Raw genomic sequence first — 24,636 nt, 5'->3', positions numbered from 1 at the left:
TGGTGAAAATTGTGCCTACCTTCAGCGCCTCGAAGCCTGTCGCCAAGGAGCACCACCGATGAAAACCCCGTTCAAAGGCCGCCTCACCCGGCTGTTCGCCACCACTGTGCTGGCCAGCGCGCTGGGCTGCCTGTCACTGACCAGCGCCGCCGCCGAGGTCAAGGAAATCCGCATCGCGGTGCCCGACCTGAGCGCCGGCACCCAGCACAGCGGCAGCGGCGTGGTGGATGTGCTGCGCAGCCAGCAGATCCTGGAAAAGGCCTTTGCCGACCAGGGCATCAAGATCCAGTGGAATTTCTTCAAGGGCGCGGGCCCCGTGGTCAACGAGGCGATCGCCAACGGCCAGGTGGATTTCGCCTATCTGGGTGACCTGGCGGCGATCATCGGCAAGTCCAATGGTCTCGATACCCGTCTGCTGAGCGCTACCGCGCGTGGGGTCAAGCAGTACCTGGGCGTGGTACCCGGCTCGGGGATCACCTCCCTGCAGGACCTCAAGGGCAAGCGCGTCGCGGTGTTCCGTGGCACCGCCTGCCAGTTGTCCCTCGATGCCGCGCTGGCCAGCCAAGGCCTGAGCGAGAAGGACCTGAAGATCATCAACCTGGACTTCAGTGCGGCGGTGGCGGCATTGGCGGCGAAGCAGGTCGACGCGTCGTGGGGTGGTTCGAACCTGACGGCGCTGCGGGCCAAGGGCTTGGCTGAACTACCGGTCACCACCAAGACCCTGGGCGGGGCAGGCAGCATCCAGAGCGTACTGCTCGGCTCGGGCGCCTTTGTCGATGCCCATCCGGACCTGGTCGCCAAGCTGCTCAAGGCGCAGCAGCAGGCGGTGGACTGGCTGACCCAGGAAGACAACAAGCAGGCCTACGTCGAGCTGGTGTCGGGGCTGGCGAATTATCCACAGCTGATTCTGCAGCAGGATCTGAAGGACGAGAAAATGAGCGAGATCTTCCCTTCGCAACTGGACCCGGTGTTCCTCGGCAAGCTGCAGGACTCGGTGGACCTGGCGGTGCAGCAGAAGCTGATTCGCCGGTCGTTCAAGGTGACGGATTGGGTGGCGCCGAACCTGGCGGCGGCGGGGCTGTGATCCGCACTACCTGAGGGTACACCCCCTCTCTGTAGGAGCCGGCTTGCTGGCGATAGCGCCCATATGAGCGTCATCGATTCGTTGGATGGCCGCCTTTGGCGGGGCGCCAGCAAGCGGAGCGCCGCCCGACCGGCTCTCACAAAAGCTAGACCGCCAGGCGATCTTCCTGGTTATCCACAGCCACCAATGTCTCGATCATCGCCCGCGCCGCCGGTGACAGCCGGAATCCGGTGCGGCTGACAATGCCGCAACGGGCACTCAGGTTCTCGATGTTCTGCGGCAGGTTGCGCCAGTGCAACGGCACCAGTGAACCCTTTTCCACATCTTCCTCGAACGCTTCCCGGCTCCCCAGGCCAATGGCATTGGAACGTCGAACGATCTTCACCAGCGCCGGGAAATGCTCGGTCTCGATGTTCGGCGAAAAGTCCGTGCGTCCGCTGAGGTTCGCCAGCAGCTTGCGAATCCCCGGTGGAATTAGCGTGGCCGCCAGCGGGTAATCGAACATGTCGTTGGTCGACAGGCTTTCCTTGGCCAGCAACGGATGCCCTGGCCGGCAGAAGAACACCCCACCCCGAGGCCTGAGTGGCTGGGTCTGGAAATTCGGGTCGGCTTCGAAATGGCGGATGTCGGCGATGAAGAATTCGATCTCTTCGCGGCTCAGGCTGCGACTCAGCCGTTCCCAGTTATCCACCCGGAAGCGGGTGTGGACCTTCGGGTGGGCGTTGAGGAACTGTGCCACCGCCTCTGGCACCAGCTTCACCGCAGGTGCGGGGCCGCAGCCGAAGCGCAGCTCGCCGGCGTCGAGCTTGGTCATCTGGGTCACTTCGGCGCTGAGCAGTGCCGCGCCCTGCACCAGGCTCAGGGCGTGCTGCAGCACCACCTGGCCTTCGGGCGTGGGGCGCAGGTCCTTGTTGCCACGGTCCACCAGCACGCAGCCGAACTCCTGCTCCAGCCCCTGGATACTGCGGCTGAAGGCTGGCTGGGTGATGCCCATGGCGTCCGCCGCACGGACAAAGCTGCGGTGTTCGTTGAGGGCGATGAAGTAACGCAACTGGCGAAGATCCATATGCTTTCCCGGCATCCGAAAAATAGCTCGAAGGTATTTGCGACGAGCTGGGCTTGAGGTTTTAAATGCAAGCTCTTATTCCGTCAACGAAGCATGTGAATATCTATTAGATGTAAATGGAATATAGATAGAGCATTGTTTCGCTGCGGCTCAAACCGTAAGCAGTCGACGAGGGTCCACCCATGAGCAATGCCGCACTTGCTGTAAAACCCGCAGTACACGCCCTGGACATCCATCCGGTGGCCGGTCGCATCGGCGCCGAGATCCGTGGGATCGCGCTGTCCGGCGAGCTGGACGCCAGCGTCGTCGAGGCGATCCAGCAGGCACTGTTGCAGTACAAGGTGATCTTCTTCCGAGGCCAGACCCACCTCGACGACCAGGGCCAGGAAGCCTTTGCCCAGTTGCTCGGCGAGCCGGTGGCGCACCCGACGGTGCCGGTGCGTGATGGCACCCGCTACCTGATGGAGCTGGATGGCGCGGAGGGACGGCGGGCCAACTCCTGGCACACCGACGTGACCTTCGTCGATGCCTATCCGAAAGCCTCGATCCTGCGCTCGGTACTGGCCCCGGCCTCCGGTGGCGACACGGTGTGGGCCAATGCGGCGGCGGCCTACGAGGAACTGCCGGCGGAGCTGCGCGAGCTGGCGGACAAGCTCTGGGCGGTGCACAGCAACGAATACGACTACGCGTCCCTGCGACCGAACGTGTCGGCGCAGGCGCAGGAGCGTTATCGCCAGGTGTTCACTTCCACCGTGTACGAGACCGAACACCCGGTGGTGCGGGTGCACCCGATCAGCGGCGAGCGCAGCCTGTTGCTGGGGCATTTCGTCAAGCGCCTCAAGGGCTATCTGCCGGCGGATTCGGCGCATCTGTTCAGCGTGCTGCAAAGCCACGTGACGCGCCTGGAAAACACCGTGCGCTGGCGCTGGCAGACCGGTGACGTGGCGATCTGGGACAACCGCGCGACCCAGCACTACGCGGTGGACGACTACGGCACCCAGGAGCGCATCGTGCGCCGGGTGACGCTCAAGGGCGAAGTGCCGGTGGGCGTGCATGGGCAGCGCAGCCAGACCCTGCGGGGGGCTTGAGCCCGAGGGGATGTTATCAGTCTGTGGCGAGCGGGCTTGCCCGCGCTGGGACGCAATGCGTCCCCAAAACCTGCTACCGCGTTTTATCGGATACATCATGATGTCTGGTTTCAGGGGTGCCTTGCACCCCAGCGCGGGCAAGCCCGCTCGCCACAGGCTCTTGTTGAACCAGGACTCGTTTGTTCAGTCACCACACCCCGATCTGCACCACCTTCTCCGCCTCCGGCTCGCCATAGCGGAACCGCTGCCCGCGCAGGTCGATCTCCTCATGGCTGATGGTGGTCCGGCGCTTCAGCCCACGCAGCCAGTCGAGCAGATAGCCCAGGTGTTCCTCGCGCACCGCCGCCAAGGCCGGGTCGGCACCCAGGTCGTGCAGTTCCTGCGGATCATTTTCCAGGTCGAACAGTTGCGGACGAAAGCCGTCGTAGGCCAGGTATTTCCAGCGCTCGCTCCGCACCATGGTCATCCGGCAACGATCGATCGGCTGTCCCAGCCGCTCCCGCGCCGGGGCCTGGAAGGCGTAGTCGTATTCGGCGATGGCGTAGCGGCGCCAGTCCGGTTTTTCGCCGTGCAACAGCGGCACCAGTGACCGCCCCTCCAGCCGGTGCGATGCCTCCGGCAGCCCCAGGGCGTCGAGAAAGGTCGGCAGGGCGTCGATGGTTTCCACCAGTCGTTCGTCCACCGTGCCACGGGTAATGTCCGCCGCTGTACGCGGGTCGCGCACGATCAGCGGCACGCCCACGGCCGGCTCCAGCAGGAACTCCTTCTCGCCAAGGAAATGATCGCCGAGGAAGTCGCCGTGGTCACTGGTGAAGACGATCAGCGTGTCGTCCCAGCGTCCGCTCGACTGCAACGCATCGAACAGCCGCCCGAGCTGGTCGTCGACCTGCCTGATCAGGCCCATGTAGGTCGGCACCACGTTCAGGCGCACTTCGTCACGGGAGAAGTTCTGGCTTTCCTCGTGCTGGCGGAAGGCGTTGTACACCGGATGGTCGCTGGCCGCGCCAGGCTGCGGGCGGATCGGCGCGAGCACCTGCTCGTGCCCGTACAGCGCGTGATACGGCGCCGGCGCGAGGTAGGGCCAGTGCGGCTTGATGTACGACAGGTGCAGGCACCAGGGCTGTTCGCCCTGTTCGCTGATGAAATCGATGGCGCGGTCGGTGGTGTAGACGGTTTCCGAGTGTTGTTCGGGAATGCGCGCGGGGCGGTGGGCGTTGCGCATTTTCCAGCCGCTGAGGATCTCGCCGTCCGCGCCTTCGGCGGCATTGGCCCAGTCGTGCCAGGGGTTCTCGCCGCTGTAGCCGAGTTCGCGCAGGTAATGGGTGTAGGGCGCCGACTCGCGCTTGTCGGCGAACAGCGGGCTGTCCGGGTAGATGCCGTCGTGGCGCATCCAGGGTTCGAAGCCGACCTCGTTCAGGGGTTCGGCCTGCGGGCTGTCGGGGTCGATGGCCAGCCGTTGCAGGGCGTCGAGATTGGGCGTGGCGTGGGTCTTGCCGACCAGTGCGGTGCGGATGCCGTGGGGCCGCAGGTAGTCACCGATGGTCAGTTCTTCCAGGGGCAGCGGCACGGCGTTCCAGGCCACCTGATGGCTGCTGACGTAGCGCCCGGTGTAGGCCGACATCCGCGACGGGCCGCAGATGGTGCCCTGGGTGTAGGCGCGATTGAAGCGTACGCCCGCGGCCGCCAGGCGGTCGATGTTCGGCGTGTGCAGGTGAGGGTGGCCGTAGCAGGACAGGTAATCGCGACGCAGCTGGTCGCACATGATGTAGAGGATGTTGCGTACGTGGGGCATGGGGTTCACCACAATGGAAGACAGGTAGGCGATTTCGCGGGCCGGCGCGGCTTTCGGCAAGTGCATTTGGTGACTGTTTTTCATGCATGGGCTGCATTGTGCGGTGGGTGGGAGGGCCTCTTTGCGCCGGCCCGCCGCGAAGGCGTCCGCTCAGACCGCGACCTGCTCCAGGCTGCACACTTCTTCCACTTCCAACGCATCCTCGCTCTTGATCTGCTCGATCATCGCCTCGGCCAGCGGCGACAGCCGATACCCGGCGCGGCTGACGATGCCGTAACGGGTGTACAGCTCTTCCAGGTCATCGGCCAACCCCTCGACCTTCAACCGCACCAGCCCGCCCCGGGCATATTCCCAAGCATCGCTGTTGTCCCCGCAGATGCCGATGGCATCCGAACGCAACACCACGCCGAGCAGGCTGAAGGTGCTTTCGCATTCCACCTGCGGAGTGAAATCCGGGCGGCCGCTGAGGTCGGCAATCACCTTGCGCAGGTTCGGCGGACGGATCGTCGAGGCCAGTGGATAACTCAGCAACTGTTCGGCCGTCACGCGCTCGTGGGCCGTCAGCGGGTGCCCGGCCCGGCAGCAGAAATGCCACTTGCGTGGGCGCAGACGCTGGGTCTGGTAGTCCGGGTTGGCCTCGAAGTAACGGGTGTCGGCGACAAAAAATTCGAACTCGTCGTTGAGCAGGCGCTTGCCCAGGCTCTGCCAGTCATCCACCTGAAACTGCACCCGGGCCTTGGGATAGCGACCGATGAAATGGCCGATCGCCCGCGGGATCAACCCCGAGGCCGGCGCCGGGCCGCAACCGAAGCGCAGCTCGCCGGCCTCCAGGCCGTTGAACTGGCTGATTTCATTGGCCAGTTGCTGGGCCCCCCTGACCAGCCGCCGGGCATGTTCAAGCAGGACCTGGCCCTGCTTGGTCGGCGCCAGGTCCTTGCGTCCACGGTCCACCAGCTGGCAGCCGGCGCTGTGTTCCAGGGCCTGGATACTGCGGCTGAAGGCCGATTGCGAAAGGTTCACCGCCAACGCGGCGGCGACGAAGCTGCGCTGCTCGGCGAGGGCAATGAAGTGGCGAAGTTGGCGCAAATCGATATGCATTTTTCACATAAAAAATATCGGGGAAATGCATTGGCTATGCATCCGCTCAACTCCTTATAAAGGCAATCTCTTATGCAGTAAATCTTTGAGAAAACATAAATAAATAACTTTAAAGAATATACGGGATGTATGTTTTTTGACCAGGAGCCGCCCATGACTTCGTCCAATCTTGCCGTGCACCAACCCTCGCGACGGCTCAAGCGCCTGCCCCTGGCCCTGTTGCTGGCAGGCAGCGCCAGCTGGTCGCTGGGCCATGCCGCCGAGAGCGAGACCGCGCAGGACACTGCCCCGGTCGCCAGCACCAGCAAGACCAAGGCCGACAGCGGCCGCCTGGAAACGGTGACCGTCACCGCCCGGCGGCGTGAGGAGAGTTCGCAAAGCGTGCCCACGCCGATCAGCGTGGTCAGCGGCCAGGCCCTGGAAAGCCAGCGGGTCTATCGCATCCAGGACCTGCAGCAACTGGTGCCCAGCGTCAACGTCGCCTACATGCATGCGCGCCAGTCCAGCGTGTCGATCCGCGGCCTGGGCAATAACCCGGCCAGCGACGGCCTGGAAGGCAGCGTCGGGCTGTACATCGACAACGTCTATCTGGGTCGGCCGGGCATGGCGGTGTTCGACCTGATGGACATCGAGCAGCTGGAAGTGCTGCGCGGTCCCCAGGGCACGCTGTTCGGCAAGAACACCACCGCCGGGGTGATCAATATCAACACCCGCGCGCCGAGCTTCACTCCGGAGCGCAGCATCGAGGCCTCGATGGGCGAGGACGGCTATTTCCAGACCAAGGGCAGTATCTCCGGGCCGATCAACGACCAGTTGGCCGGGCGCCTGTCGGCCTATCGCTCCCGCAGCGATGGCGACATCAAGAACGAATACAACGGTCACGACCTCAATGGCGGCTCGCGGGACGGCTTCCGTGCACAACTGCTGTTCAAGCCCAACGAGAACTTCAACCTGCGCTGGATCGGCGACTACAACGAGGAGGACTCCAGCGCCGGGACCCGCGTGCTGTACAGCACCGGGCCGACCATCAACGGCGTCAACCTCTACCAGTCGCGGGCCGATGCCGCTGGTGCGACCCTGGTCAATGGCGCGCACCGCAAGGTCAATCTCAATGGCCCGCAGCATGTCACGGTGTTCCAGGGCGGCAGCTCGCTGGAGGCCAACTGGACCCTGCCCAACGACTTCACCCTGACGTCGGTCAGCTCCTACCGCTGGTGGAACTTCACCCCGCGCAACGACGATGGCCTCAATACCACGGCCTACTACAACGCCGGGGTTTCGGTGGAGGACAAGCAGTGGTCCCAGGAGATCCGCCTGGCCTCGCCCACCGGCGGCGCCTTCGACTATGTGCTGGGGGCCTACTACTTCGGCTCCAAGCTCGATAACAAGAGCTTCAACTACTACGGGCCGCAGGCCGATGTCTGGAATGGCACCGCCACCGGCGCGCTGAACAACGTCACCAGTATCGGCAACGGGCATATCGATACCGACAGCTTCGCGCTGTTCGCCCAGGGTACCTGGCACCTCACCGAGCGCCTGGACTTTACCGCCGGCGTGCGCGGCAGCTACGAGGAGAAAAGTGCCTGGGTGAGCCGCAACGCGCCGGTGGGTGGCGACGCCGTCACCGGTGCCGCCGCCAACGCCCGGCGCGCCCGCGTCGGTGCCTACGACTCCGGCAACCTCAGCCAGTACAGCACCAGCCCGTCCGGCCTACTCAACCTGAGCTATCGCTTCACCGACGACCTGCTCGGCTACGCGACCCTGTCCCACGGCGAGAAGTCCGGTGGGGTGAGCCTGGCAGTGGGCACGGCCCCGACTGCCGGTGCCGACTCGCTGCTGATCGGTACCGAACGGGCGAACAACGCCGAGCTGGGCTTCAAGAGCACGCTGTGGGACAAGCGCCTGCAACTCAACGCCAACCTGTTCTGGACCCAGGTCAACGCCTATCAGACCAACGCCTATGACTACGCCAACCGCGTGCAGTACCTGACCAACGCCGGTTCGGTGCGCTCGCGCGGGGTCGAAGTCGAGAGCACGCTGATTCCTGTACGTGGGCTGACGCTCAACCTCAACGGCTCCTACAACGATGTCCGGTACCTGTCCTACAAGGATGCGCCGTGCCCACCGGAGGTCAGCCTGCGACCGGGCGCACCGGCATCCTGTGATCTCACCGGGCACCAGGTGGTCGGGGCCTCGAAATGGATCGCCAATGCCAATGGCGAGTACAAGTGGAACCTGGACAACGGCCTGGAACCCTACGTCACCGCCAGCTATGCGTTCCGCTCCAAGGCAGTCGGCACGGTCGAGGACTCCACCTACGGGCAGATCCCCAGCTATGCCGTGGTCAACCTCTCCACCGGCCTGCGTGGCGATTTCAACCAGGGCCAGTGGGACGTCTCGCTGTGGCTGAAGAACGCCTTCGACAAGACCTACTACACCACCCTCTGGACCGCCAGCAACGGTGGTTATGAAGGCTTGCTCGGTACGCCGCGGACCCTGGGTGTCACCGGTCGTTATGACTTCTAGGTGCCCAGCCTCATGCCTTGGATGAATATTTTCCATGCCTGAAAAGCATCGATTTTTTGCCGATTGGCTGCAGCCCTTCATGCGCGTGGCTTTGCGCAGATCGTCAGAAATTCATATTCAATTTTTGCATATCAATAACCTAAAAAATTACTTTCGGGCCTAAGCAGCCTCCGGGGATGATCGGTACCTCGACGCCGCCAACGTGCGCCGCGACGATTTTTAGCTGAAGACCGCAGGAGTGATTCAATGGGCAATGTCCAGACCGCTGCCAGTGCACACGAGGTGCTCTGGCGCCAGGCACCGGGTGGCGAGTTGGTCGATCTCGGCCGGCCCCACCGTGCGCCGCTGGGGCAACTGCGCTTGCAGAAAGCCCCCAAGGGCATTCTCAGCCGGCGCGAGGCGGTATTGCTCGGGGCGTTCGCCCTGGTGCTGCACGGTGCGGTGATCTACTGGCTGAGCCAGCAGCAGACTCCGCTATTGCCGGTGGTGCCGCCGGAAATCCCGCCGATGACCATCGAGTTCTCCCAACCGGCGCCGCCCGTGGTCGAACCGCCGCCGCCGGTGCAGCCTCCGCCACCACCGCCAGTCGTTGAGCCACCACCACCGGTGGTCGATGAGCTGGCGGTGAAACCGCCACCGCCCAAGCCGATACCCAAGCCCAAGCCGAAGCCGGTACCCAAGCCTGAGCCGAAGCCCGCGCCGAAGCCGGTCGAGCAACCGCCCGCGCCGCCGCAGCCCGCTGCACCGCCAGCCCCGGCCGCGCCGCCGGCGCCACCTGCCCCGGCTCCGGTGACACCGGCTTCGGCCAACGCCGCGTACCTGAAGAACCCGGCGCCGGAGTACCCGTCGCTGGCCCAGCGTCGCGGTTGGGAAGGCACCGTCGTGCTGCGGGTGCAGGTCCTGGCCAGCGGCAAGCCGGGCGAGATCCAGATTCAGAAAAGCAGTGGTCGCCAGCAACTCGACGACGCTGCCCTGGCAGCGGTGAAGCGTTGGAGCTTTGTCCCTGCCAAACAGGGCGATGTCGCCCAGGTCGGCTGGGTCAGCGTACCCATCGACTTCAAGATCCACTGACCGGCCGCCAACGCGCTAACGTTTCAAGAGGGAACACATCATGAGTTTACTGGCATCTCCACTCCAATCCATCGAAAGCGCGGTGATCTGGCTGCTGGTGGTCTTCTCCGTCGCCACCTGGGGCCTGGCCCTGCTCAAGGCCGTGCAGTTCGGCCGCCTGAAAGGCCAGGATCGACGCTTCCACAAACAGTTCTGGGCGGCCTCCAGCCTCGACTCGGCCGCCGAACTGAGCGAAACCCAGCCTGGCGCCGCCGCTCGCGTGGCCCAGGCCGGTTATGCGGCGATCCAGGTCGGTGACGGCAGCCATGCTGCCGACCTGAGCCAGGCGATCAATCACCAGGACCGTCTGGAACGAGCCCTGCGCCAGCAGATCGTGCGTGAGCGCCGTTCGCTGGAAACCGGCCTGGCAGTGGTTGCCAGTATCGGCAGTACCTCGCCGTTCATTGGTCTGTTCGGTACCGTGTGGGGCATCATGGAAGCCCTCAAGGGCATCAGCGCCGCCGGTTCCGCCAGCCTCGAAACCGTGGCCGGGCCGATCGGTGCCGCACTGGTGGCAACCGGTGTCGGGATCGCCGTCGCCGTACCGGCGGTGCTGGTCTACAACTACTTCCTGCGTCGCCTGAAGCTCACCGCCGCCGACCTCGACGACTTTGCCCACGACTTCTACAGCCTGGCGCAGAAGAGTTCGTTCCGCGTGCTGGTGCATCCGGCCGCGAACAAGGGCGCTGCCCAGGGTTCGGCACAGAAAGTGAAGGAGGCGTCCTGACATGGCCTTCTCCACTCAAGACAGCGATGAGGTACTGAGCGAAATCAACGTCACGCCACTGGTGGACGTGATGCTGGTACTGCTGGTGGTATTCATCGTCACCGCGCCGCTTTTGACCAACGCGATCCCGATCAACCTGCCCAAGACCGAGGCCGTGGCCCCGGTGGAGCAGAAGGACCCGCTGGTGGTGAGCATCGACGGCAACGGCAAGTTCTTCCTCAACAAGGACGAGATCCAGCCCGACCTGCTGGAAACCAACCTGCAGGCGGCCAAGGCCAAGGACCCGGAACTGCGCGTGCAACTGCAGGCCGACAACGGCGTGAACTACGGCGAGGTGGCGCGCGCCATGGCCTCGATCGAGCGCGCCGGCATCACCAAGCTGTCGGTGATCACCGCACGCTGATCGCACCCCATCCTCAAGTTTCTCGGGCCGTCTCCTTGGCAGGGTGCGGCCCTTTTTTATTTCTCGTCCTCGACGCCATCCATTGTAGGAGCGTGGCTTGTCGGGGCGACGAACTGCCGCAAATCGCCGTAGGCGGCCATCCGCAACCGTTTTTGAATGGCCGCCCGAAGGCGGTTCGCGGGCAAGCCACGCTCCTACAGCGGGCGGGGTTCGTCCAAGAGGGGCATGCGGTTTATATTTCTTTGTGGAATTAATAAATAGCTTCTTATTCCTTAACGGATATATTCCGCCTCCCTATACTCGATCAGGAACGCAAACGCTGGAGGAGTACCCCATGCGCAACGAGTCGATTCGTTATCTGATCGTGCCGGGCTGGCAAGGATCGCCAGAAGATCATTGGCAAACCCACTGGCAGAACAGCCTGCCCAACAGTGTGCGGGTGGAACAGGCCGACTGGCTGACGCCGCGTCGTGAAGACTGGGTCGCGGCCCTGGCTGAAGCCATCGCCGCCGACAGCACGCCGGTGATCCTGATCGCCCACAGCCTGGGTTGCGTCACCGTGGCCCACTGGGCGCTTACTGCGCCAGCGCATCTGCTGAACCAGGTCCAGGGTGCGCTGCTGGTGGCCCCGGCCGATGTCGAGCGGCCCGCCTGCGCGCCAGCGTTGCGTAATTTTGCACCTATCCCGAGCGAGCCATTGCCGTTCCCGAGCCAGATCGTCGCCTCCGACAACGATCCGGCGGTCAGCGCGCCACGCGCCCTGGAACTGGCCCGCCGGTGGGGCGCCGAGGCCGGCATCATCAGCGGTGCCGGGCACATCAACGTCAAGTCCGGTCACCAGCGCTGGGAGCAGGGATTCGCCTATCTGTATCGCCTGCAAACCCGCATGGAACAACATTCCCTGCGCCGCGCCTGAATTCCTTTTTTCGTTCAACGCCCCCGCCGCCCGGCGGACCAGGGCGGGAGTCTGTCATGAGTCTGCATGAAACCTTCGGTCAGCCGTTGCTGACCTTTCCCGACGCTGAGAAAAGTCCGCTGAGCATTCGCGCCAAGGCGCTGGTGTTCGTCGACCCGCGTTCGCGCCAGCTGCGCGAGGAACTCGAACAACTGGCGCCCAAGGCGCTGCCGGTGTTGATCCGTGGCGAAACCGGTAGCGGCAAGGAACTGCTGGCCCGGCATATCCACCGCGCCAGTGACCGGGGCGGGCTGTTCGTTTCGGTCAACTGCGGCGCCATCAGCCCGACCTATGCCGATGCGGAGCTGTTCGGCCATGCGGCCGGCGCCCACAGCGGCTCGGTAAGCAGCCGCGCTGGCTGGTTCGGCTCGGCCAATGGCGGCACCCTGTATCTGGATGAGATCGGCGACCTGCCGCTGCCGATCCAGGTCAAGCTGCTGGCGGCGCTGGAGAACCATGAGGTCACCCGCGTTGGTGCGCACCAGCCGAGCCCGGTGGATGTACGCCTGGTCGCGGCGACCAGCATCGACCTGGCCCAGGCGGTTGCCGTCGGCAAGTTCCATGAGCGGCTCTACAGCTACCTCAGCGAGGGCCGCCTGGAGTTGCCGGCGTTGCGCGAGCGGGTGGGTGACATCTTGTCGTTGGCCGAATACTTCCTCGGTATCTACAGCCAGCGCCTGAGCCTGCCGGTGCCGCTGATCAGCGAAAGCGCCCAGCATGCCCTGGAGCGTCACAGCTGGCCGGGCAATACCCGCGAGCTGGAGAACGTCATCCACTTCGCCCTGCTGGTCAGCAGTGGCGACGAGATCCTGCCGGAGCATCTGAACCTGCCGCAGCCGCTGGCGGTGATCGAGCACCTGCTGGCGAGCAGCACCGCGCAGGAGCGGGCGGCGCTCAAGCGCTTGCTGGATTGAGCGAGCGTCTACGCTGTGGAGTGCTCATTCCTTATGGCTTGCATATCCCTGTAGGAGCCGGGCTTGTCGGGGGCGCCGAACCGCCGCGACAAGCCCGGCTCCTACAAGGTTGTGTCGAGGCGGAGATGTCTTTATATGAGTAAAATGAATATGAAGATGAATAAAAGGTATTGTTCGGGAATAAAAAATCCCGGTATCTTCCACGCCATGCAAGCGATATCAAATTGCTTGCACCTCTCTTCTCCAGGCTGTCGTCGGTGACGACCGTGATTTTCGATAAGGACACTGCATGAAAAAGGTTCTGTTGTTTACCGCATTGGCGGCTGCTCTGACCGCTGGCCTGGCCCAGGCTGGGGAAAAACTGGTGGTCGCGGCCACGCCGATCCCGCACGCGGAGATCCTCGAGCTGATCAAGCCGACCCTCGCCAAAGAAGGCGTGGACCTGGAAGTGAAAGTCTTCACCGACTACGTACAGCCCAACACCCAGGTGGCCGAGAAGCACCTGGACGCCAACTACTTCCAGACCAAGCCGTACCTGGATGGCTTCAACAAGGGCAAGGGCACCAACCTGGTCACCGTGATCGGCGTGCACGTCGAACCTTTCGGCGGCTACTCGAAGAAGGTCAAGAGCCTGTCCGAACTGAAGGACGGCGCGACCATCGCCATTCCTAACGAAGGCAGCAACGCCGGCCGCGCACTGCTGCTGCTGCAGAGCAAGGGCCTGATCGAACTCAAAGACCCGAAAAACGCCCTGTCGACGCCGAAAGACATCGCCAAGAACCCGCACAAGTTCAAGTTCAAGGAACTGGAATCGGCCCTGCTGCCACGCGTTCTGGACCAGGTCGACCTGGATCTGATCAACACCAACTACGCGCTGGAAGCCGGCCTGAACCCGGCCAAGGACGCCCTGCTGATCGAAGGTGCCGATTCGCCGTACGTGAACTTCCTGGTGGCCCGCCCTGACAACCAGAACAGCGACGCCATCCAGAAACTGGCCAAGGCACTGACCAGCCCTGAAGTGAAGGCGTTCATCGATTCGAAGTACAAGGGCGCGGTTCTGCCGGCGTTCTGATTCACCGACAACCCCTTCAAGGTTTGAACGCCGACGAGCGACCAGCGTCGGCGTTTTTTATTGCCTGCTGGAAAGTGGGTGATGGATTTATCCGCGAATGACGCTGCGCGACGTCAAGTGAACGCCGGCCTGGTCGTTCACTGCCCGGCGCAACGCCACCAGCAGTTTCACGATGTCCTTTGGGTCGAGTTTTTGCGGCGCTTGTACCTGGGCCATATTGTCTTCCTTGTTATGGTTCGGCCACTTGGCTGGCCGTTTTCGTCCGTGCTTGGAACGTCCTTCGGGGTAAAAGATCCGTACCCGCTGCAACGAAAGTAGCCGCCCGGCAAGCATCCGGCAAATCCGGTACCGGCCAGTCAGTCCGGCCACTTCCAGGCCGGTTCGTCGAGCATGCCCTGGCCGACGATCCGCGTCTGGCCGAGGACCTTCTCCAGCACGATGCAATTGCATGCCGGGTCCTGCTGCAGGGCCGCGATCAGGCGGCTGGCATGGGACACCACCCATACCTGGCAGCGTTGCGAGGCGCGGATGATCAGCCGCGCCAGCGCCGGCAGCAGGTCGGGGTGCAGGCTGGTTTCCGGTTCGTTCAGCACCATCAGCGTCGGTGGCCGGGGCGTCAGCAGGGCCGCCACCAGCAGCAGGTAGCGCAGGGTGCCGTCCGACAGCTCGGCGGCGGACAGTGGTCGCAGCAGGCCGTCCTGATGGAACTCGATGGCGAAGCGCGCGCCCTGCAATGGCGCGATCTTCAGCCGCGAGCCGGGGAAGGCGTCGCTGATCGATTCCTGCAGGGCCTCGGGGTCGCCGATTTCCAGGATAGTCTGCAAGGCCGCCGCCAGGTCGCGACCGTCATGGTGCAGCACGGGTGTGCGGGTACCCAGTTGCGATTGCCGGGCAGGTGCCTCGGCGTCGCTGCGAAAGTGATCATAAAAGCGCCAGCCGCGAATGTTTTCCCGCAGCAGCAGGACTTCAGGCGAGCCACGCAGGCTGCCGACCTGGTCGAACAGACTGTCGAAGTCCGGTGTGTGCTGTGCCAGCACGTCCCATTCGCGGCCTTCGCGGGCGCGGATCATCGGTCCGGCGCGGGCGACCAGCAGGCTCGCCGGGCGATAGAGCGGGCCGGCCCAGACACACTCCTTCTTGATCTGCGGGTCGAGGTAGAACGCCGAGGTGTTCATCGGAGGTGGCGGGTCCGGCAGCCCCAGCGAAATGGCGTAGCTGAAATCCTCGCCGGCAAAGCCCAGGCGCAGGCGTTTTCGCCCCCGGCTGGTCTGGCCCTCCACTGCCACCTCGCCCGAGGCCATGCGCCGGCTGACCACCTCCGGCCCGGCCCAGAACGTCGAGTCCAGCCCGCCCTCGCGGGCCAGTGCGTTGACCACGCCACCCTGGGCGGTTTCCGCCAGCAGGCGCAGGGCGCGGTACAGATTGGACTTGCCGCTGCCGTTGGGGCCGGTGATCAGGTTCAGACGGTCCAGCGGCACCACCAGCTTGTTGATCGAGCGGTAGTTGGCGACGGCGAGGGTCTTGAGCATGGGGCAGGGTCCTGGCGGTTGAGCCGACAGTGTGCCCGATTGCCCGGATCGATACATCGCTGCTCTTGTGGTGAGCGGGCTTGCCCGCGCTGGGCTGCGAAGCGGCCCCAAGGCTCCCTGCGCGGTGTACAGGCGATTACGGAGTGTCCGGCTTCACGACCGCTGCGCGGCCGAACGCGGGCGAGCCCGCTCGCCACGACCTGGAGCAGTCGGGCAAGTCCGGGCGCTGCTCTTGTGGTGAGCGGGCTTGCCCGCGCTGGGCTGCGAAGCGGCCCCAAGGCTCCTTGCGCGGTGTACCGGCGATTACGGAGTGTCCGGCTTCACGACCGCTGCGCGGCCGAGCGTGGCGGTGCGGCGTTCCGACGAGCCCGCTCGCCACGACCTGGAGCAGTCGGGCAAGTCCGGGCGCTGCTCTTGTGGTGAGCGGGCTTGCCCGCGCTGGGCTGCGAAGCGGCCCCAAGGCTCCCTGGCGCGGTGTGCCAGCGATTACGGAGTATCCGGCTTCACGACCGCTGCGCGGCCGAATGCGGGCAAGCCCGCTCGCCAGCGCCGAGCAAGGACGGAACCCTGTTCTACGCTATCAGTCGTAATGACACTGCGAGTAGGCATTACGCGAAGGAGTGTGTATGAGAGGGCGTCGAATGAAGTGCAAAGTAGCCTTGGTGCTTCTGGCGCTCCTGAGCGGTTGCGGTCATGAAAAGCCCCCGGAACCCCTGCGTCCCCGCGTTTTCGTCGAACAGGTCCAGCGCAAGGATTTCGGCGCCTCCGTCACGCTCACCGGCGATGTCCAGGCGCGGGTGCAGACCGACCTGTCGTTCCGGGTCGGCGGCAAGATCATCCAGCGCAATGTCGATGTCGGCGCGCGTATCTCTGCTCGGCAGGTGCTTGCCAAGCTCGATCCGAAAGACCTGCAGACCAACGTCGACAGCGCCCAGGCCGAGGTCAGCGCCCAGCAGGCGCGGGTGCAGCAGGCCGGTGCGGCGTTCGTCCGCCAGCAGAAACTCCTGCCCAAGGGCTACACCAGCCGCAGCGAATACGACTCCGCCCAGGCCGGCCTGCTCAGCGCGAAAAGCGCGTTGAGCGCGGCCCAGGCGCAACTGGCCAATGCCCGCGAACAACTGGGCTACACCGCGCTGATCGCCGAGGCGCCAGGGGTGATCACCGCGCGCCAGGCCGAGGTCGGCCAGGTGGTACAGGCAACCATGCCGATCTTCAGCCTTGCCCGCGACGGCGAGCGCGATGCAGTGTTCAATGTCTACGAATCGTTGCTGGCGGAGCCGCCGGGGGACCAGCCGATCACCGTGACCCTGCTCGACAACCCGGCGATCAAGGCCGTGGGCAAGGTTCGCGAGGTGACGCCAGCGGTCTCGGCCCAGAGCGGCACGGTGCAGGTCAAGGTGGCCCTGGGTGACCTGCCGGCCGGCATGGACCTCGGCTCGGTAGTCAGCGCCACCGTGACGGCGCCGGCCAAGGCCAGTATCGAATTGCCCTGGTCGGCGCTGACCAAGGACGTCAGCGAGCCTGCCGTGTGGTTGGTGGACGATGCCGGCAAGGTCAGCCTGCACCAGGTCAAGGTCGCCCGTTATCTCACCGGTCACGTGATGATTGGCGAAGGCTTGCAAGGTGGCGAGAAGGTCGTGGTCGCCGGTGGGCAGTTGCTGCATCCGGGCATGCTGGTGGAGATCGCCAAGCCACCGGCCCCGGTTGCCGGAGGGAGTCCGCCATGAAGCGCCTGTCGTTATTGTTGCTGGGCAGCCTGCTGGTCGCCGCCTGCTCGAAGCAGGAGCCGCCGCCGGAGCCGGTGCGTCCCGTGCTGTTCATCGAGGTCAAGCCGGAGTCGGTGCAAAGCCTCGGGCGCTTTGCCGGGAGCATCCAGGCGCGCTACGAGAGTACCCTGGGCTTCCGGGTCTCGGGGCGCATTGCCCGGCGCCATGTCGATGTCGGCAGCGAAGTGGCCCAGGGCGCGCTGCTGGCCAGCCTCGACCCGACCGACCAGCAGAACCAGTTGCGTGCGGCCCAGGGCGACCTGTCGCGGATCGAGGCGCAGTGGATCAATGCCCAGGCCAACGCCCGCCGCCAGCAGGAGTTGTTCGACCGTGGCGTCGGCGCCCAGGCGCAGTTGGACGTGGCCCAGACCGACCTGAAAACCACCGGTGCCTCTCTCGAACAGGCCCGCGCCTCGGTCGGGCAGGCCAGGGATCAACTGGGCTACACCGAGCTGCGCAGCGATCATCCCGCGGTGGTCACCGACTGGAAGGTCGAGGCCGGCCAGGTGGTCAGCGCCGGCCAGGAGGTGGTCACCCTGGCCCGTCCGGATATCAAGGAAGCCGTGATCGACCTGCCGGCCGCCTTGGCCGACCAATTGCGCGAGGGCGTCGAGTTCCGTGTCGCCAGCCAGCTCGACCCGAGCGTCAACACCACTGCGCGCCTGCGGGAAATCGAGCCCCAGGCCGACAGCGCCACCCGCACTCGCCGGGCCCGGCTGACCCTGGCCGACACCCCGGCGGCGTTTCGCCTGGGCACTTCCATCAGCGTGACCCTGAGCTCGGTCATCGAGCCGCGCACCCAGTTGCCGCTCTCGGTGCTGTGGGAAAACCAGGGCAAGACGCAGATCTGGATCATCGACCCGCAGACCTCGACCGTCTCGCCCCGTGAGGTAACCGTGCTCAGCCGCGAGGGCGACAGCCTGCTGCTGGGGGCTGGCGTCAAGGCCGGCGAGAAGGTGGTGAGCGCAGGGGTGAACAGTCTCAAGCCCGGACAGAAAGTCAGAATCGATGAGGAAACCCCACGATGAAAGGGAGCTTCAACCTGTCCGAGTGGGCACTCAAGCACCAGTCGTTCGTCTGGTACCTGATGTTCGTCGCGTTGTTGATGGGAGTGTTCTCCTACATCAACCTGGGACGCGAGGAAGATCCGTCCTTCACCATCAAGACCATGATCATCCAGACCAAGTGGCCCGGCGCCACGGTGGACGAAACCCTGGAGCAGGTCACCGACCGCATCGAAAAGAAGCTCGAGGAACTCGACTCCCTCGACTACGTGAAGAGCTACACCCGCCCCGGCGAGTCGACGGTGTTCGTGTTCCTGCGCGACACCACTAGCGGCAAGGACATTCCGCAGATCTGGTACCAGGTGCGCAAGAAGATCGACGATATCCGGGGGGAGTTTCCCCAGGATATCCAGGGGCCGGGATTCAACGACGAGTTCGGCGATGTGTTCGGCTCGGTCTACGCCTTCACCGGTGATGGCCTGAGCATGCGCCAACTGCGTGACTACGTGGAGCAGGTCCGCGCGCAGATCCGCGATGTACCGGGGCTGGGCAAGATCGAGATGATCGGTGAGCAGAACGAGGTGCTCTACCTGAACTTCTCCACCCGCAAGCTGGCGGCCCTGGGCATCGACCAGCGCCAGGTGGTGCAGAGCCTGCAATCGCAGAACGCGGTGACCCCGGCCGGGGTGATCGAGGCCGGTCCCGAGCGCATCTCGGTGCGCGCCTCCGGGCAGTACGCCTCGGAGAAGGACCTGGAGGCGGTCAACCTCAAGCTCAACGACCGTTTCTACCGGCTGGCGGACATCGCCGAGATCAGCCGCGGCTACGCCGACCCGCCAACGCCGCTGTTCCGCTACAACGGCCAGACCGCCATCGGCCTGGCGATCGCCATGAAGAAGGGCGGCAATATCCAGGCGTTCGGCAAGGCCCTGCACGAACGCATGGACAGCCTCACCGCCGACCTGCCGGTGGGGGTTGGCGTGCACAAGGTTTCCGACCAGGCCGAGGTGGTGGAGAAGGCTGTCGGCGGCTTCACCAGTGCGCTGTTCGAGGCGGTGATCATCGTCCTGGTGGTGAGCTTCATCGCCCTCGGCCTGCGCGCCGGGCTGGTGGTGGCCTGCTCGATTCCGCTGGTGCTGGCGATGGTCTTCGTGTTCATGGAGTACAGCGGCATCACCATGCAGCGCATCTCCCTCGGCGCGCTGATCATCGCCCTTGGCCTGCTGGTGGACGATGCAATGATCACCGTGGAAATGATGGTCACCCGCCTGGAGAAGGGCGACAGCAAGGAGCAGGCGGCAACTTTCGCCTACACCTCCACGGCTTTTCCGATGCTCACCGGGACCCTGGTGACCGTCGCCGGCTTCGTGCCCATCGGCCTCAACGCCAGCTCGGCCGGCGAGTACACCTTCACCCTGTTCGCGGTGATCGCCGTGGCGATGCTGGTGTCGTGGATTGTCGCGGTGCTGTTCGCGCCGGTGATCGGCGTGCACATTCTCAGCGAGAAGGTGAAGGCCCACGACACCGGCAATGGACGGGTGGCCCGGGCCTTCAACGCCGGGCTGCTGTGGTCGTTGCGCAATCGCTGGTGGGCCATCGGCCTCACCGTGCTGATTTTCGCCCTGTCGGTGTTCTGCATGCGTTTCGTGCAGAACCAGTTCTTTCCGTCCTCGGACCGGCCGGAGATCCTGGTGGATCTCAACCTGCCGCAGAACGCTTCGATCAACGAGACCCGCAAGGCCGTGGACCGGCTGGAAGCCAGTCTCAAGGACGACCCGGACATTCTGCGCTGGAGCACCTACATCGGCGAGGGTGCGATCCGTTTCTACCTGCCGCTCGACCAGCAGTTGCAGAACCCCTACTACGCGCAGTTGATCATCGTCAGCAAGAGCCTGGAGCAGCGCGCGGCGCTCATGGACCGGCTGAACAAGCGCCTGCGCGACGATTTCGTCGGTATCGGCAGTTTCGTCCAGACCCTGGAGATGGGCCCGCCGGTGGGGCGGCCGTTGCAGTATCGGGTCAGCGGCAAGGACATCGACCAGGTGCGCAAGCACGCCATCGAACTGGCGACCCTGCTCGACAAGAACCCCAATGTCGGCGAGACCATCTACGACTGGAACGAGCCGGGCAAGGTCCTGCGCATCGACATCGCCCAGGACAAGGCGCGGCAGTTCGGCCTGTCGTCCGAGGACGTGGCCAAGCTGATGAACACCATTGTCAGTGGCGCGCCGGTGACCCAGGTCAAGGACGATATCTACCTGATCAATGTGGTCGGGCGGGCGGTGGACAGCGAGCGTGGTACGCCGGAGACCCTGCAGAACCTGCAGATCGTCACGCCCAATGGCACCTCGGTCCCGCTGCTGGCCTTCGCCACGGTGCGCTACGAGCTGGAGCAGCCGCTGGTCTGGCGGCGTGACCGGCTGCCGACTATCACCCTCAAGGCCGGCGTGCGCAGTGGCATCCAGCCGACCGACCTGGTGCGGCAGTTGAAGCCGGATATCGACCAGTTCTCTGCCGGCCTGCCGGTGGGCTACAAAGTGGTCACCGGCGGTACCGTGGAGGAAAGCGGCAAGGCCCAGGGGCCGATCGCCCAGGTGGTGCCGCTGATGCTGTTCCTCATGGCGACCTTCCTGATGATCCAGCTGCACAGCGTGCAGAAGATGTTCCTGGTGGCCAGTGTCGCGCCGCTGGGGCTGATCGGCGTGGTCCTGGCGCTGGTGCCGACGGGCACGCCGATGGGCTTCGTCGCGATCCTCGGAATCCTGGCGCTGATCGGCATCATCATTCGCAACTCGGTGATTCTGGTGACCCAGATCGACGAGTACGAGCGCAACGGCTATGAACCGTGGGACGCGGTGGTGGAGGCGACCGAGCATCGGCGCCGGCCGATCCTGCTGACGGCGGCGGCAGCGAGCCTGGGGATGATCCCGATTGCCCGTGAGGTGTTCTGGGGGCCGATGGCCTACGCGATGATCGGTGGCATCGTCGTGGCGACGGTACTGACGCTGATGTTCCTGCCGGCGTTGTACGTGGCGTGGTACCGGATTCGCGAGCCGAAACGCGACGTGGCCTGAACCATCCCTTTGGGTATCTGATTGGCCTGCGATGGTGTATGTGACGCCTCCATCGCAGGGAGGCTGTCAGTGACTCTTTTCGGTTTCCCTGAATCTCCGGGATGCACGTCCGGTGTCTTTTGTGCTGTATATGGAAACAGTATTTTGGTTTATTAACGGATAGGAAATACCGTAAAAATTCCACTCAATCCATTAGGGTGAGTGGTGGCAACATGGTTACAAAAGAAGAAATTCAACGCTTTATTCGCTCGGAGGTCGACCGAGGTTTTTTTGAAGAGCTTGAGATATCCATTCCTCAAACCTTCCAAAAGGCCTTGGAGGACAGCCAGCAGCTCTTGCATACGCCACAGGAACATCTTCGAGGACAGCTGCGACACTGCTTCGTGCAGGACGCCATGGGGGCGATGAAGCATCGGGTGCCGATCATTCGAGACACCAACCCCAAGGGTAGCTATTACGTTCTACTCGCTCTTGGAAAACTACGAATCACCGCAGTGGTGCTGCACTGGCAAAAAGACATCCGGCCAGCGAAGTACAGATCCGAGCTCAGGACACTCAACGAATCGCTTGCTGCTGCTCAAGTGGACTGGATCGACACGTTGCCCCAGCCGTCCTGCGAACAGCTCATGCACGCTTTAGTGATTGTGCAGGCCCCTCCTCCAGGGTATTTCAGTCAGGCAGAGCCGCTTGGAATCACGGTTGCGGTGCCCTATTTCAACGGCAAGGGCTTCCACATGAGTTGCACGCTCCGAGAGCTTATCAATGGCTATGTTGAGACAGGAGCGGTGGGCTCCCGGGATATTGCCTGGACGAAATTGCGAGATAAGATGCGGTACGCCGAAATTGCGAATGATCAAGCCGATGATTAGCGACCAGCTCGGAGGTCAACCATGAAAACCGTTCAGCCCGGTCGCATCACACAGCTGCGTTTGTCGCTTGGCATTGCTCAGGCAGCTTTTGCTGACTTGGCCGGGTGCAACTCGGGCACTGTTTCCAAATGGGAGAGTGGTTCTCAGTCTCCCGACTCTGATGCTGTTCAGCGACTATGTGATGTTTTTGGCATCGGTAAAAACTGGCTGTTTGAAGCGCCGCTGATGGCGAAGGAAACGACTCCTTTTTTCTTCCGCTCCCGGTCCAGTACGACTGGCAGTGCGAGAGATATTGCTGGTGTTCGGCTGGAATGGCTTCAGGACGTTGTGTACAAACTTCAGGAAGGCCTCGATTTTCCTGCGGTCAATGTCCCATCTCTGCGGGAAACTGATTGCGAGCTGATTTCTGATCAGGAAATCGAGCAGGTTGCCAGTGACTGTCGTCAAGCCTGGGGGATGGGGTTCGCTCCGATTCCGGATGTTGTTCAGGTCATGGAGAACGCCGGCATTGTGTGTGCCAGGACATCCGTTGGTTATCTGAAGCTGGAAGGAGTATCCAATTGGCATGAGCTGGACCAGAGACCTTACGTACTGCTGGTTGATGACAAGTCCGATGGAATTCGCAGTCGTTTCGATGCAGCTCATGAGCTGGGCCATATCGTATTGCACCGTTATGTTACCCAGGAGCAGTCCAAAACCAGGCATCGACTGCTTGAAGCTCAGGCCAACCGTTTTGCGAGTGCTTTCTTGCTGCCAGCAGAAGGCTTCAGTCGAGAGGTTCGGTGGCCGACACTGGATACGTTGTTGGCGTTGAAGTCGAGTTGGAAAGTTTCGGTTGCCGCCATGATCACGCGTTGCCAGGAATTGGCGATGATCAACGACAACACAGCCACACGATTGTGGTGCGCGCGCGCTGCCAGGGGGTGGGCTAAAGGCGAGCCGATGGATAAGGACTTCGAGTTTGAACGGCCAAAGGTTGTAGGTCGAGGGGTGAAGATGCTTGTGGAAAACAAGGTGCTTTCTCGACCTCAGGTGCAGCAACTCCTTGGGCTTCCTGTGAGGACGCTGGAGGGGCTTTGTAATCTGGAGGCGGGTTACTTTGCTTCTATGGATAGACCGCATGTGGTTGAGCTGCAGCTCAGGCAAAATCTCAGGCCCAAGCGAGTTGCTGGAGGGGTAACGGCCAGTATTCTGGGCTTTCCGGCTAGATTCTTATGAGTGATGAGCCTCGACTCCGCATGGAGTCGAGGCGCATTCCTCATGCTTCACTCAGCCGTTGACGGCTTTTCCCACAGATTGATCCCGCCTTCGCGGGCGAAACGATCGATCTCCGCCAGCTCTTCCTGGCTGAAGTCCAGGTTCTTCAACGCCCCGACGTTCTCGATGATCTGTTCCGGCCGGCTCGCGCCGATCAGCGCCGAGGTCACCCGTGGATCGCGCAGGGTCCAGGCCAGGGCCAGTTGCGCCACGCTCTGGCCGCGACGCTTGGCGATTTCGCTGAGAGCCCGGACATGGGCGATGTTCTGCTCGGACAGGTGCGACTCGCGCAGCGAGCCACCGCCCGGACGGTTGATTCGCGCGTCCTGCGGAATGCCGTTGAGGTATTTGTCGGTCAGCAGCCCCTGGGCCAGTGGCGTGAAGGCGATTACCCCCGTACCCAATTCCTCGGTGGTATCCAGCAGGTCCTTTTCCACCCAGCGGTTGAGCAGGTTATAGGCCGGCTGGTGGATCAGCAGCGGAATCTTCCATTCCTTGAGCAGCGCCGCCATCTCGCGGGTTTTCACCCCGGAATAGGACGAAATGCCGATGTACAGCGCCTTGCCCTGCTGTACGGCGGTCGCCAGCGCACTGGCGGTTTCTTCCAGTGGCGTGTCCGGGTCGAAGCGGTGCGAGTAGAAGATATCCACATAGTCCAGGCCCATGCGCTGCAGGCTCTGGTCGAGGCTGGCGAGCACGTATTTGCGCGAGCCGCCACCCTGGCCGTAGGGGCCGGGCCACATGTCCCAGCCGGCCTTGCTGGAAATGATCAACTCGTCGCGGTACTGCTTGAAGTCCTCGCGCAGCAGGCGGCCGAAGTTGGTCTCGGCACTGCCATAGGGTGGCCCGTAGTTGTTCGCCAGGTCGAAGTGGTTGATGCCCAGGTCGAAGGCCGTGCGTAGCAGGGCGCGCTGGGTGTCGATCGGCGTGCTGTCGCCAAAGTTGTGCCACAAGCCCAGGGACAGCGCCGGCAGCACCAGGCCGCTGCGGCCGACGCGGCGGTAGGGGATGGAGTCGTAGCGGTTTTCGGCAGCTTGATAAGTCATCGAATCCTCTCTCATTGCGCGGGAAATTTCACAGGGCCGGGGCCCACTTCATTGCAGTCCGGATCAGTCAGCATACGCCTGCGGCAGACCACTCCTATCTCGGATTCGATCCGTGACTGAAACGTTTCATGTTTTTCCGGGTTTTGTCCCGGGCTTGCCGTCGCTCGCGCAAATTTCCCGACAGGCATATTTCTCCCCGCCCCGAAAATTTGCACTTGACTTTCAATTTTCCATGGAACGCCATTTAAGGGGCAGT

At 63.5% G+C, this 24,636-nt stretch carries 20 protein-coding genes; 14 read left to right on the top strand and 6 right to left on the bottom strand.

Annotation, left to right across the window (positions count from 1 at the left end; translation table 11 throughout):
* Positions 1-58: 58 nt before the first annotated feature.
* Positions 59-1,084 carry an ABC transporter substrate-binding protein gene (locus AC6I6U_RS02495; protein WP_497880498.1) on the top strand — a complete coding sequence of 342 codons (1,026 nt, stop codon included), beginning with the start codon at positions 59-61 and terminating at the stop codon, positions 1,082-1,084.
* 145 nt (positions 1,085-1,229) lie between these two features.
* On the opposite strand, the gene AC6I6U_RS02490 is transcribed toward AC6I6U_RS02495, so the two are convergent.
* Positions 1,230-2,150, bottom strand: a complete 921-nt coding sequence (locus AC6I6U_RS02490) for a LysR family transcriptional regulator (RefSeq protein WP_497880497.1) — start codon at positions 2,148-2,150, stop codon at positions 1,230-1,232.
* Between the two features lie 182 nt (positions 2,151-2,332).
* Between AC6I6U_RS02490 and AC6I6U_RS02485 the strand changes: the two genes are divergently transcribed.
* Entirely contained in the window at positions 2,333-3,238 is a 906-nt protein-coding gene (locus tag AC6I6U_RS02485; RefSeq protein WP_497880496.1) for a TauD/TfdA dioxygenase family protein, read from the top strand.
* Between the two features lie 187 nt (positions 3,239-3,425).
* On the opposite strand, the gene AC6I6U_RS02480 is transcribed toward AC6I6U_RS02485, so the two are convergent.
* Positions 3,426-5,042 carry an alkaline phosphatase family protein gene (locus AC6I6U_RS02480; protein ID WP_497882968.1) on the bottom strand — a complete coding sequence of 539 codons (1,617 nt, stop codon included), beginning with the start codon at positions 5,040-5,042 and terminating at the stop codon, positions 3,426-3,428.
* 138 nt (positions 5,043-5,180) lie between these two features.
* Complete coding sequence (locus tag AC6I6U_RS02475; protein WP_497880495.1) at positions 5,181-6,128, bottom strand: LysR family transcriptional regulator; 948 nt, start codon at positions 6,126-6,128, stop codon at positions 5,181-5,183.
* A 153-nt stretch (positions 6,129-6,281) separates the two neighbouring features.
* Here AC6I6U_RS02475 and AC6I6U_RS02470 point away from each other — a divergent pair, with 153 nt between their 5' ends.
* The 7 genes from AC6I6U_RS02470 (at position 6,282) to AC6I6U_RS02440 (ending at position 13,835) form a co-directional block, all read left to right on the top strand.
* On the top strand, positions 6,282-8,654 hold the full coding sequence (locus AC6I6U_RS02470) for a TonB-dependent receptor (protein WP_497880494.1): 2,373 nt from the start codon (positions 6,282-6,284) through the stop codon (positions 8,652-8,654).
* 246 nt (positions 8,655-8,900) lie between these two features.
* The gene (locus AC6I6U_RS02465; RefSeq protein ID WP_497880493.1) at positions 8,901-9,725 is read left to right on the top strand and encodes an energy transducer TonB; all 825 of its coding nucleotides are present in this window, start codon (positions 8,901-8,903) and stop codon (positions 9,723-9,725) included.
* A gap of 40 nt (positions 9,726-9,765) precedes the next feature.
* A complete protein-coding gene (locus AC6I6U_RS02460) occupies positions 9,766-10,491 on the top strand; it encodes a MotA/TolQ/ExbB proton channel family protein (RefSeq protein WP_497880492.1) in 726 nt (241 codons plus the stop codon).
* Between the two features lies 1 nt (position 10,492).
* Positions 10,493-10,894: an ExbD/TolR family protein gene (locus tag AC6I6U_RS02455; RefSeq protein ID WP_017901974.1), complete on the top strand. Its 402-nt coding sequence runs from the start codon at positions 10,493-10,495 to the stop codon at positions 10,892-10,894.
* 334 nt (positions 10,895-11,228) lie between these two features.
* Positions 11,229-11,810 carry an alpha/beta hydrolase gene (locus AC6I6U_RS02450; protein ID WP_497880491.1) on the top strand — a complete coding sequence of 194 codons (582 nt, stop codon included), beginning with the start codon at positions 11,229-11,231 and terminating at the stop codon, positions 11,808-11,810.
* Between the two features lie 56 nt (positions 11,811-11,866).
* Positions 11,867-12,763: a sigma 54-interacting transcriptional regulator gene (locus AC6I6U_RS02445; protein ID WP_497880490.1), complete on the top strand. Its 897-nt coding sequence runs from the start codon at positions 11,867-11,869 to the stop codon at positions 12,761-12,763.
* A gap of 289 nt (positions 12,764-13,052) precedes the next feature.
* Positions 13,053-13,835 (top strand): MetQ/NlpA family ABC transporter substrate-binding protein, encoded by a 783-nt coding sequence (locus tag AC6I6U_RS02440; RefSeq protein ID WP_186684156.1) that lies wholly within the window; start codon positions 13,053-13,055, stop codon positions 13,833-13,835.
* Between the two features lie 87 nt (positions 13,836-13,922).
* On the opposite strand, the gene AC6I6U_RS02435 is transcribed toward AC6I6U_RS02440, so the two are convergent.
* Both AC6I6U_RS02435 and AC6I6U_RS02430 read right to left on the bottom strand, forming a co-directional pair.
* Entirely contained in the window at positions 13,923-14,051 is a 129-nt protein-coding gene (locus AC6I6U_RS02435) for a hypothetical protein (RefSeq protein ID WP_497880489.1), read from the bottom strand.
* 140 nt (positions 14,052-14,191) lie between these two features.
* Positions 14,192-15,364: an AAA family ATPase gene (locus tag AC6I6U_RS02430; RefSeq protein ID WP_497880488.1), complete on the bottom strand. Its 1,173-nt coding sequence runs from the start codon at positions 15,362-15,364 to the stop codon at positions 14,192-14,194.
* Between the two features lie 641 nt (positions 15,365-16,005).
* On the opposite strand from AC6I6U_RS02430, the gene AC6I6U_RS02425 reads away from it, so the two are divergent.
* From AC6I6U_RS02425 to AC6I6U_RS02405, 5 genes are all read left to right on the top strand, one after another.
* Positions 16,006-17,091 carry an efflux RND transporter periplasmic adaptor subunit gene (locus AC6I6U_RS02425; protein ID WP_497880487.1) on the top strand — a complete coding sequence of 362 codons (1,086 nt, stop codon included), beginning with the start codon at positions 16,006-16,008 and terminating at the stop codon, positions 17,089-17,091.
* The gene (locus AC6I6U_RS02420) at positions 17,088-18,158 is read left to right on the top strand and encodes an efflux RND transporter periplasmic adaptor subunit (RefSeq protein WP_497880486.1); all 1,071 of its coding nucleotides are present in this window, start codon (positions 17,088-17,090) and stop codon (positions 18,156-18,158) included. The genes AC6I6U_RS02425 and AC6I6U_RS02420 overlap by 4 nt, the downstream gene beginning before the upstream one ends.
* Complete coding sequence (locus AC6I6U_RS02415) at positions 18,155-21,208, top strand: efflux RND transporter permease subunit (RefSeq protein ID WP_497880485.1); 3,054 nt, start codon at positions 18,155-18,157, stop codon at positions 21,206-21,208. Before AC6I6U_RS02420 ends, AC6I6U_RS02415 begins: the two co-directional genes overlap by 4 nt.
* Positions 21,209-21,420: 212 nt before the next feature.
* A complete protein-coding gene (locus AC6I6U_RS02410) occupies positions 21,421-22,077 on the top strand; it encodes a hypothetical protein (RefSeq protein WP_497880484.1) in 657 nt (218 codons plus the stop codon).
* A gap of 21 nt (positions 22,078-22,098) precedes the next feature.
* Positions 22,099-23,295: a helix-turn-helix domain-containing protein gene (locus AC6I6U_RS02405; protein ID WP_497880483.1), complete on the top strand. Its 1,197-nt coding sequence runs from the start codon at positions 22,099-22,101 to the stop codon at positions 23,293-23,295.
* 47 nt (positions 23,296-23,342) lie between these two features.
* Here AC6I6U_RS02405 and mgrA read toward each other — a convergent pair whose 3' ends face one another.
* Positions 23,343-24,380, bottom strand: coding sequence for an L-glyceraldehyde 3-phosphate reductase (mgrA, locus tag AC6I6U_RS02400; protein ID WP_497880482.1), 1,038 nt, complete (start codon positions 24,378-24,380; stop codon positions 23,343-23,345).
* Positions 24,381-24,636 lie beyond the last annotated feature (256 nt).

The organism is Pseudomonas sp. UTLPPB19802 (genome assembly GCF_059730225.1).
The sequence above is the reverse complement of the archived record's forward strand: the minus strand, read 5'-3'. Positions and strand labels throughout refer to the sequence as shown.

Coding starts and splice junctions, on each gene's coding strand:
- mgrA (WP_497880482.1), bottom strand. CDS start 24,380: ATGACTTATCAAGCTGCCGAAAACCGCTACGACTCCATCCCCTACCGC.
- AC6I6U_RS02440 (WP_186684156.1), top strand. CDS start 13,053: ATGAAAAAGGTTCTGTTGTTTACCGCATTGGCGGCTGCTCTGACCGCT.
- AC6I6U_RS02425 (WP_497880487.1), top strand. CDS start 16,006: ATGAAGTGCAAAGTAGCCTTGGTGCTTCTGGCGCTCCTGAGCGGTTGC.
- AC6I6U_RS02405 (WP_497880483.1), top strand. CDS start 22,099: ATGAAAACCGTTCAGCCCGGTCGCATCACACAGCTGCGTTTGTCGCTT.
- AC6I6U_RS02415 (WP_497880485.1), top strand. CDS start 18,155: ATGAAAGGGAGCTTCAACCTGTCCGAGTGGGCACTCAAGCACCAGTCG.
- AC6I6U_RS02460 (WP_497880492.1), top strand. CDS start 9,766: ATGAGTTTACTGGCATCTCCACTCCAATCCATCGAAAGCGCGGTGATC.
- AC6I6U_RS02430 (WP_497880488.1), bottom strand. CDS start 15,364: ATGCTCAAGACCCTCGCCGTCGCCAACTACCGCTCGATCAACAAGCTG.
- AC6I6U_RS02445 (WP_497880490.1), top strand. CDS start 11,867: ATGAGTCTGCATGAAACCTTCGGTCAGCCGTTGCTGACCTTTCCCGAC.
- AC6I6U_RS02410 (WP_497880484.1), top strand. CDS start 21,421: ATGGTTACAAAAGAAGAAATTCAACGCTTTATTCGCTCGGAGGTCGAC.
- AC6I6U_RS02495 (WP_497880498.1), top strand. CDS start 59: ATGAAAACCCCGTTCAAAGGCCGCCTCACCCGGCTGTTCGCCACCACT.
- AC6I6U_RS02490 (WP_497880497.1), bottom strand. CDS start 2,150: ATGGATCTTCGCCAGTTGCGTTACTTCATCGCCCTCAACGAACACCGC.
- AC6I6U_RS02475 (WP_497880495.1), bottom strand. CDS start 6,128: ATGCATATCGATTTGCGCCAACTTCGCCACTTCATTGCCCTCGCCGAG.
- AC6I6U_RS02435 (WP_497880489.1), bottom strand. CDS start 14,051: ATGGCCCAGGTACAAGCGCCGCAAAAACTCGACCCAAAGGACATCGTG.
- AC6I6U_RS02470 (WP_497880494.1), top strand. CDS start 6,282: ATGACTTCGTCCAATCTTGCCGTGCACCAACCCTCGCGACGGCTCAAG.
- AC6I6U_RS02485 (WP_497880496.1), top strand. CDS start 2,333: ATGAGCAATGCCGCACTTGCTGTAAAACCCGCAGTACACGCCCTGGAC.
- AC6I6U_RS02450 (WP_497880491.1), top strand. CDS start 11,229: ATGCGCAACGAGTCGATTCGTTATCTGATCGTGCCGGGCTGGCAAGGA.
- AC6I6U_RS02455 (WP_017901974.1), top strand. CDS start 10,493: ATGGCCTTCTCCACTCAAGACAGCGATGAGGTACTGAGCGAAATCAAC.
- AC6I6U_RS02420 (WP_497880486.1), top strand. CDS start 17,088: ATGAAGCGCCTGTCGTTATTGTTGCTGGGCAGCCTGCTGGTCGCCGCC.
- AC6I6U_RS02465 (WP_497880493.1), top strand. CDS start 8,901: ATGGGCAATGTCCAGACCGCTGCCAGTGCACACGAGGTGCTCTGGCGC.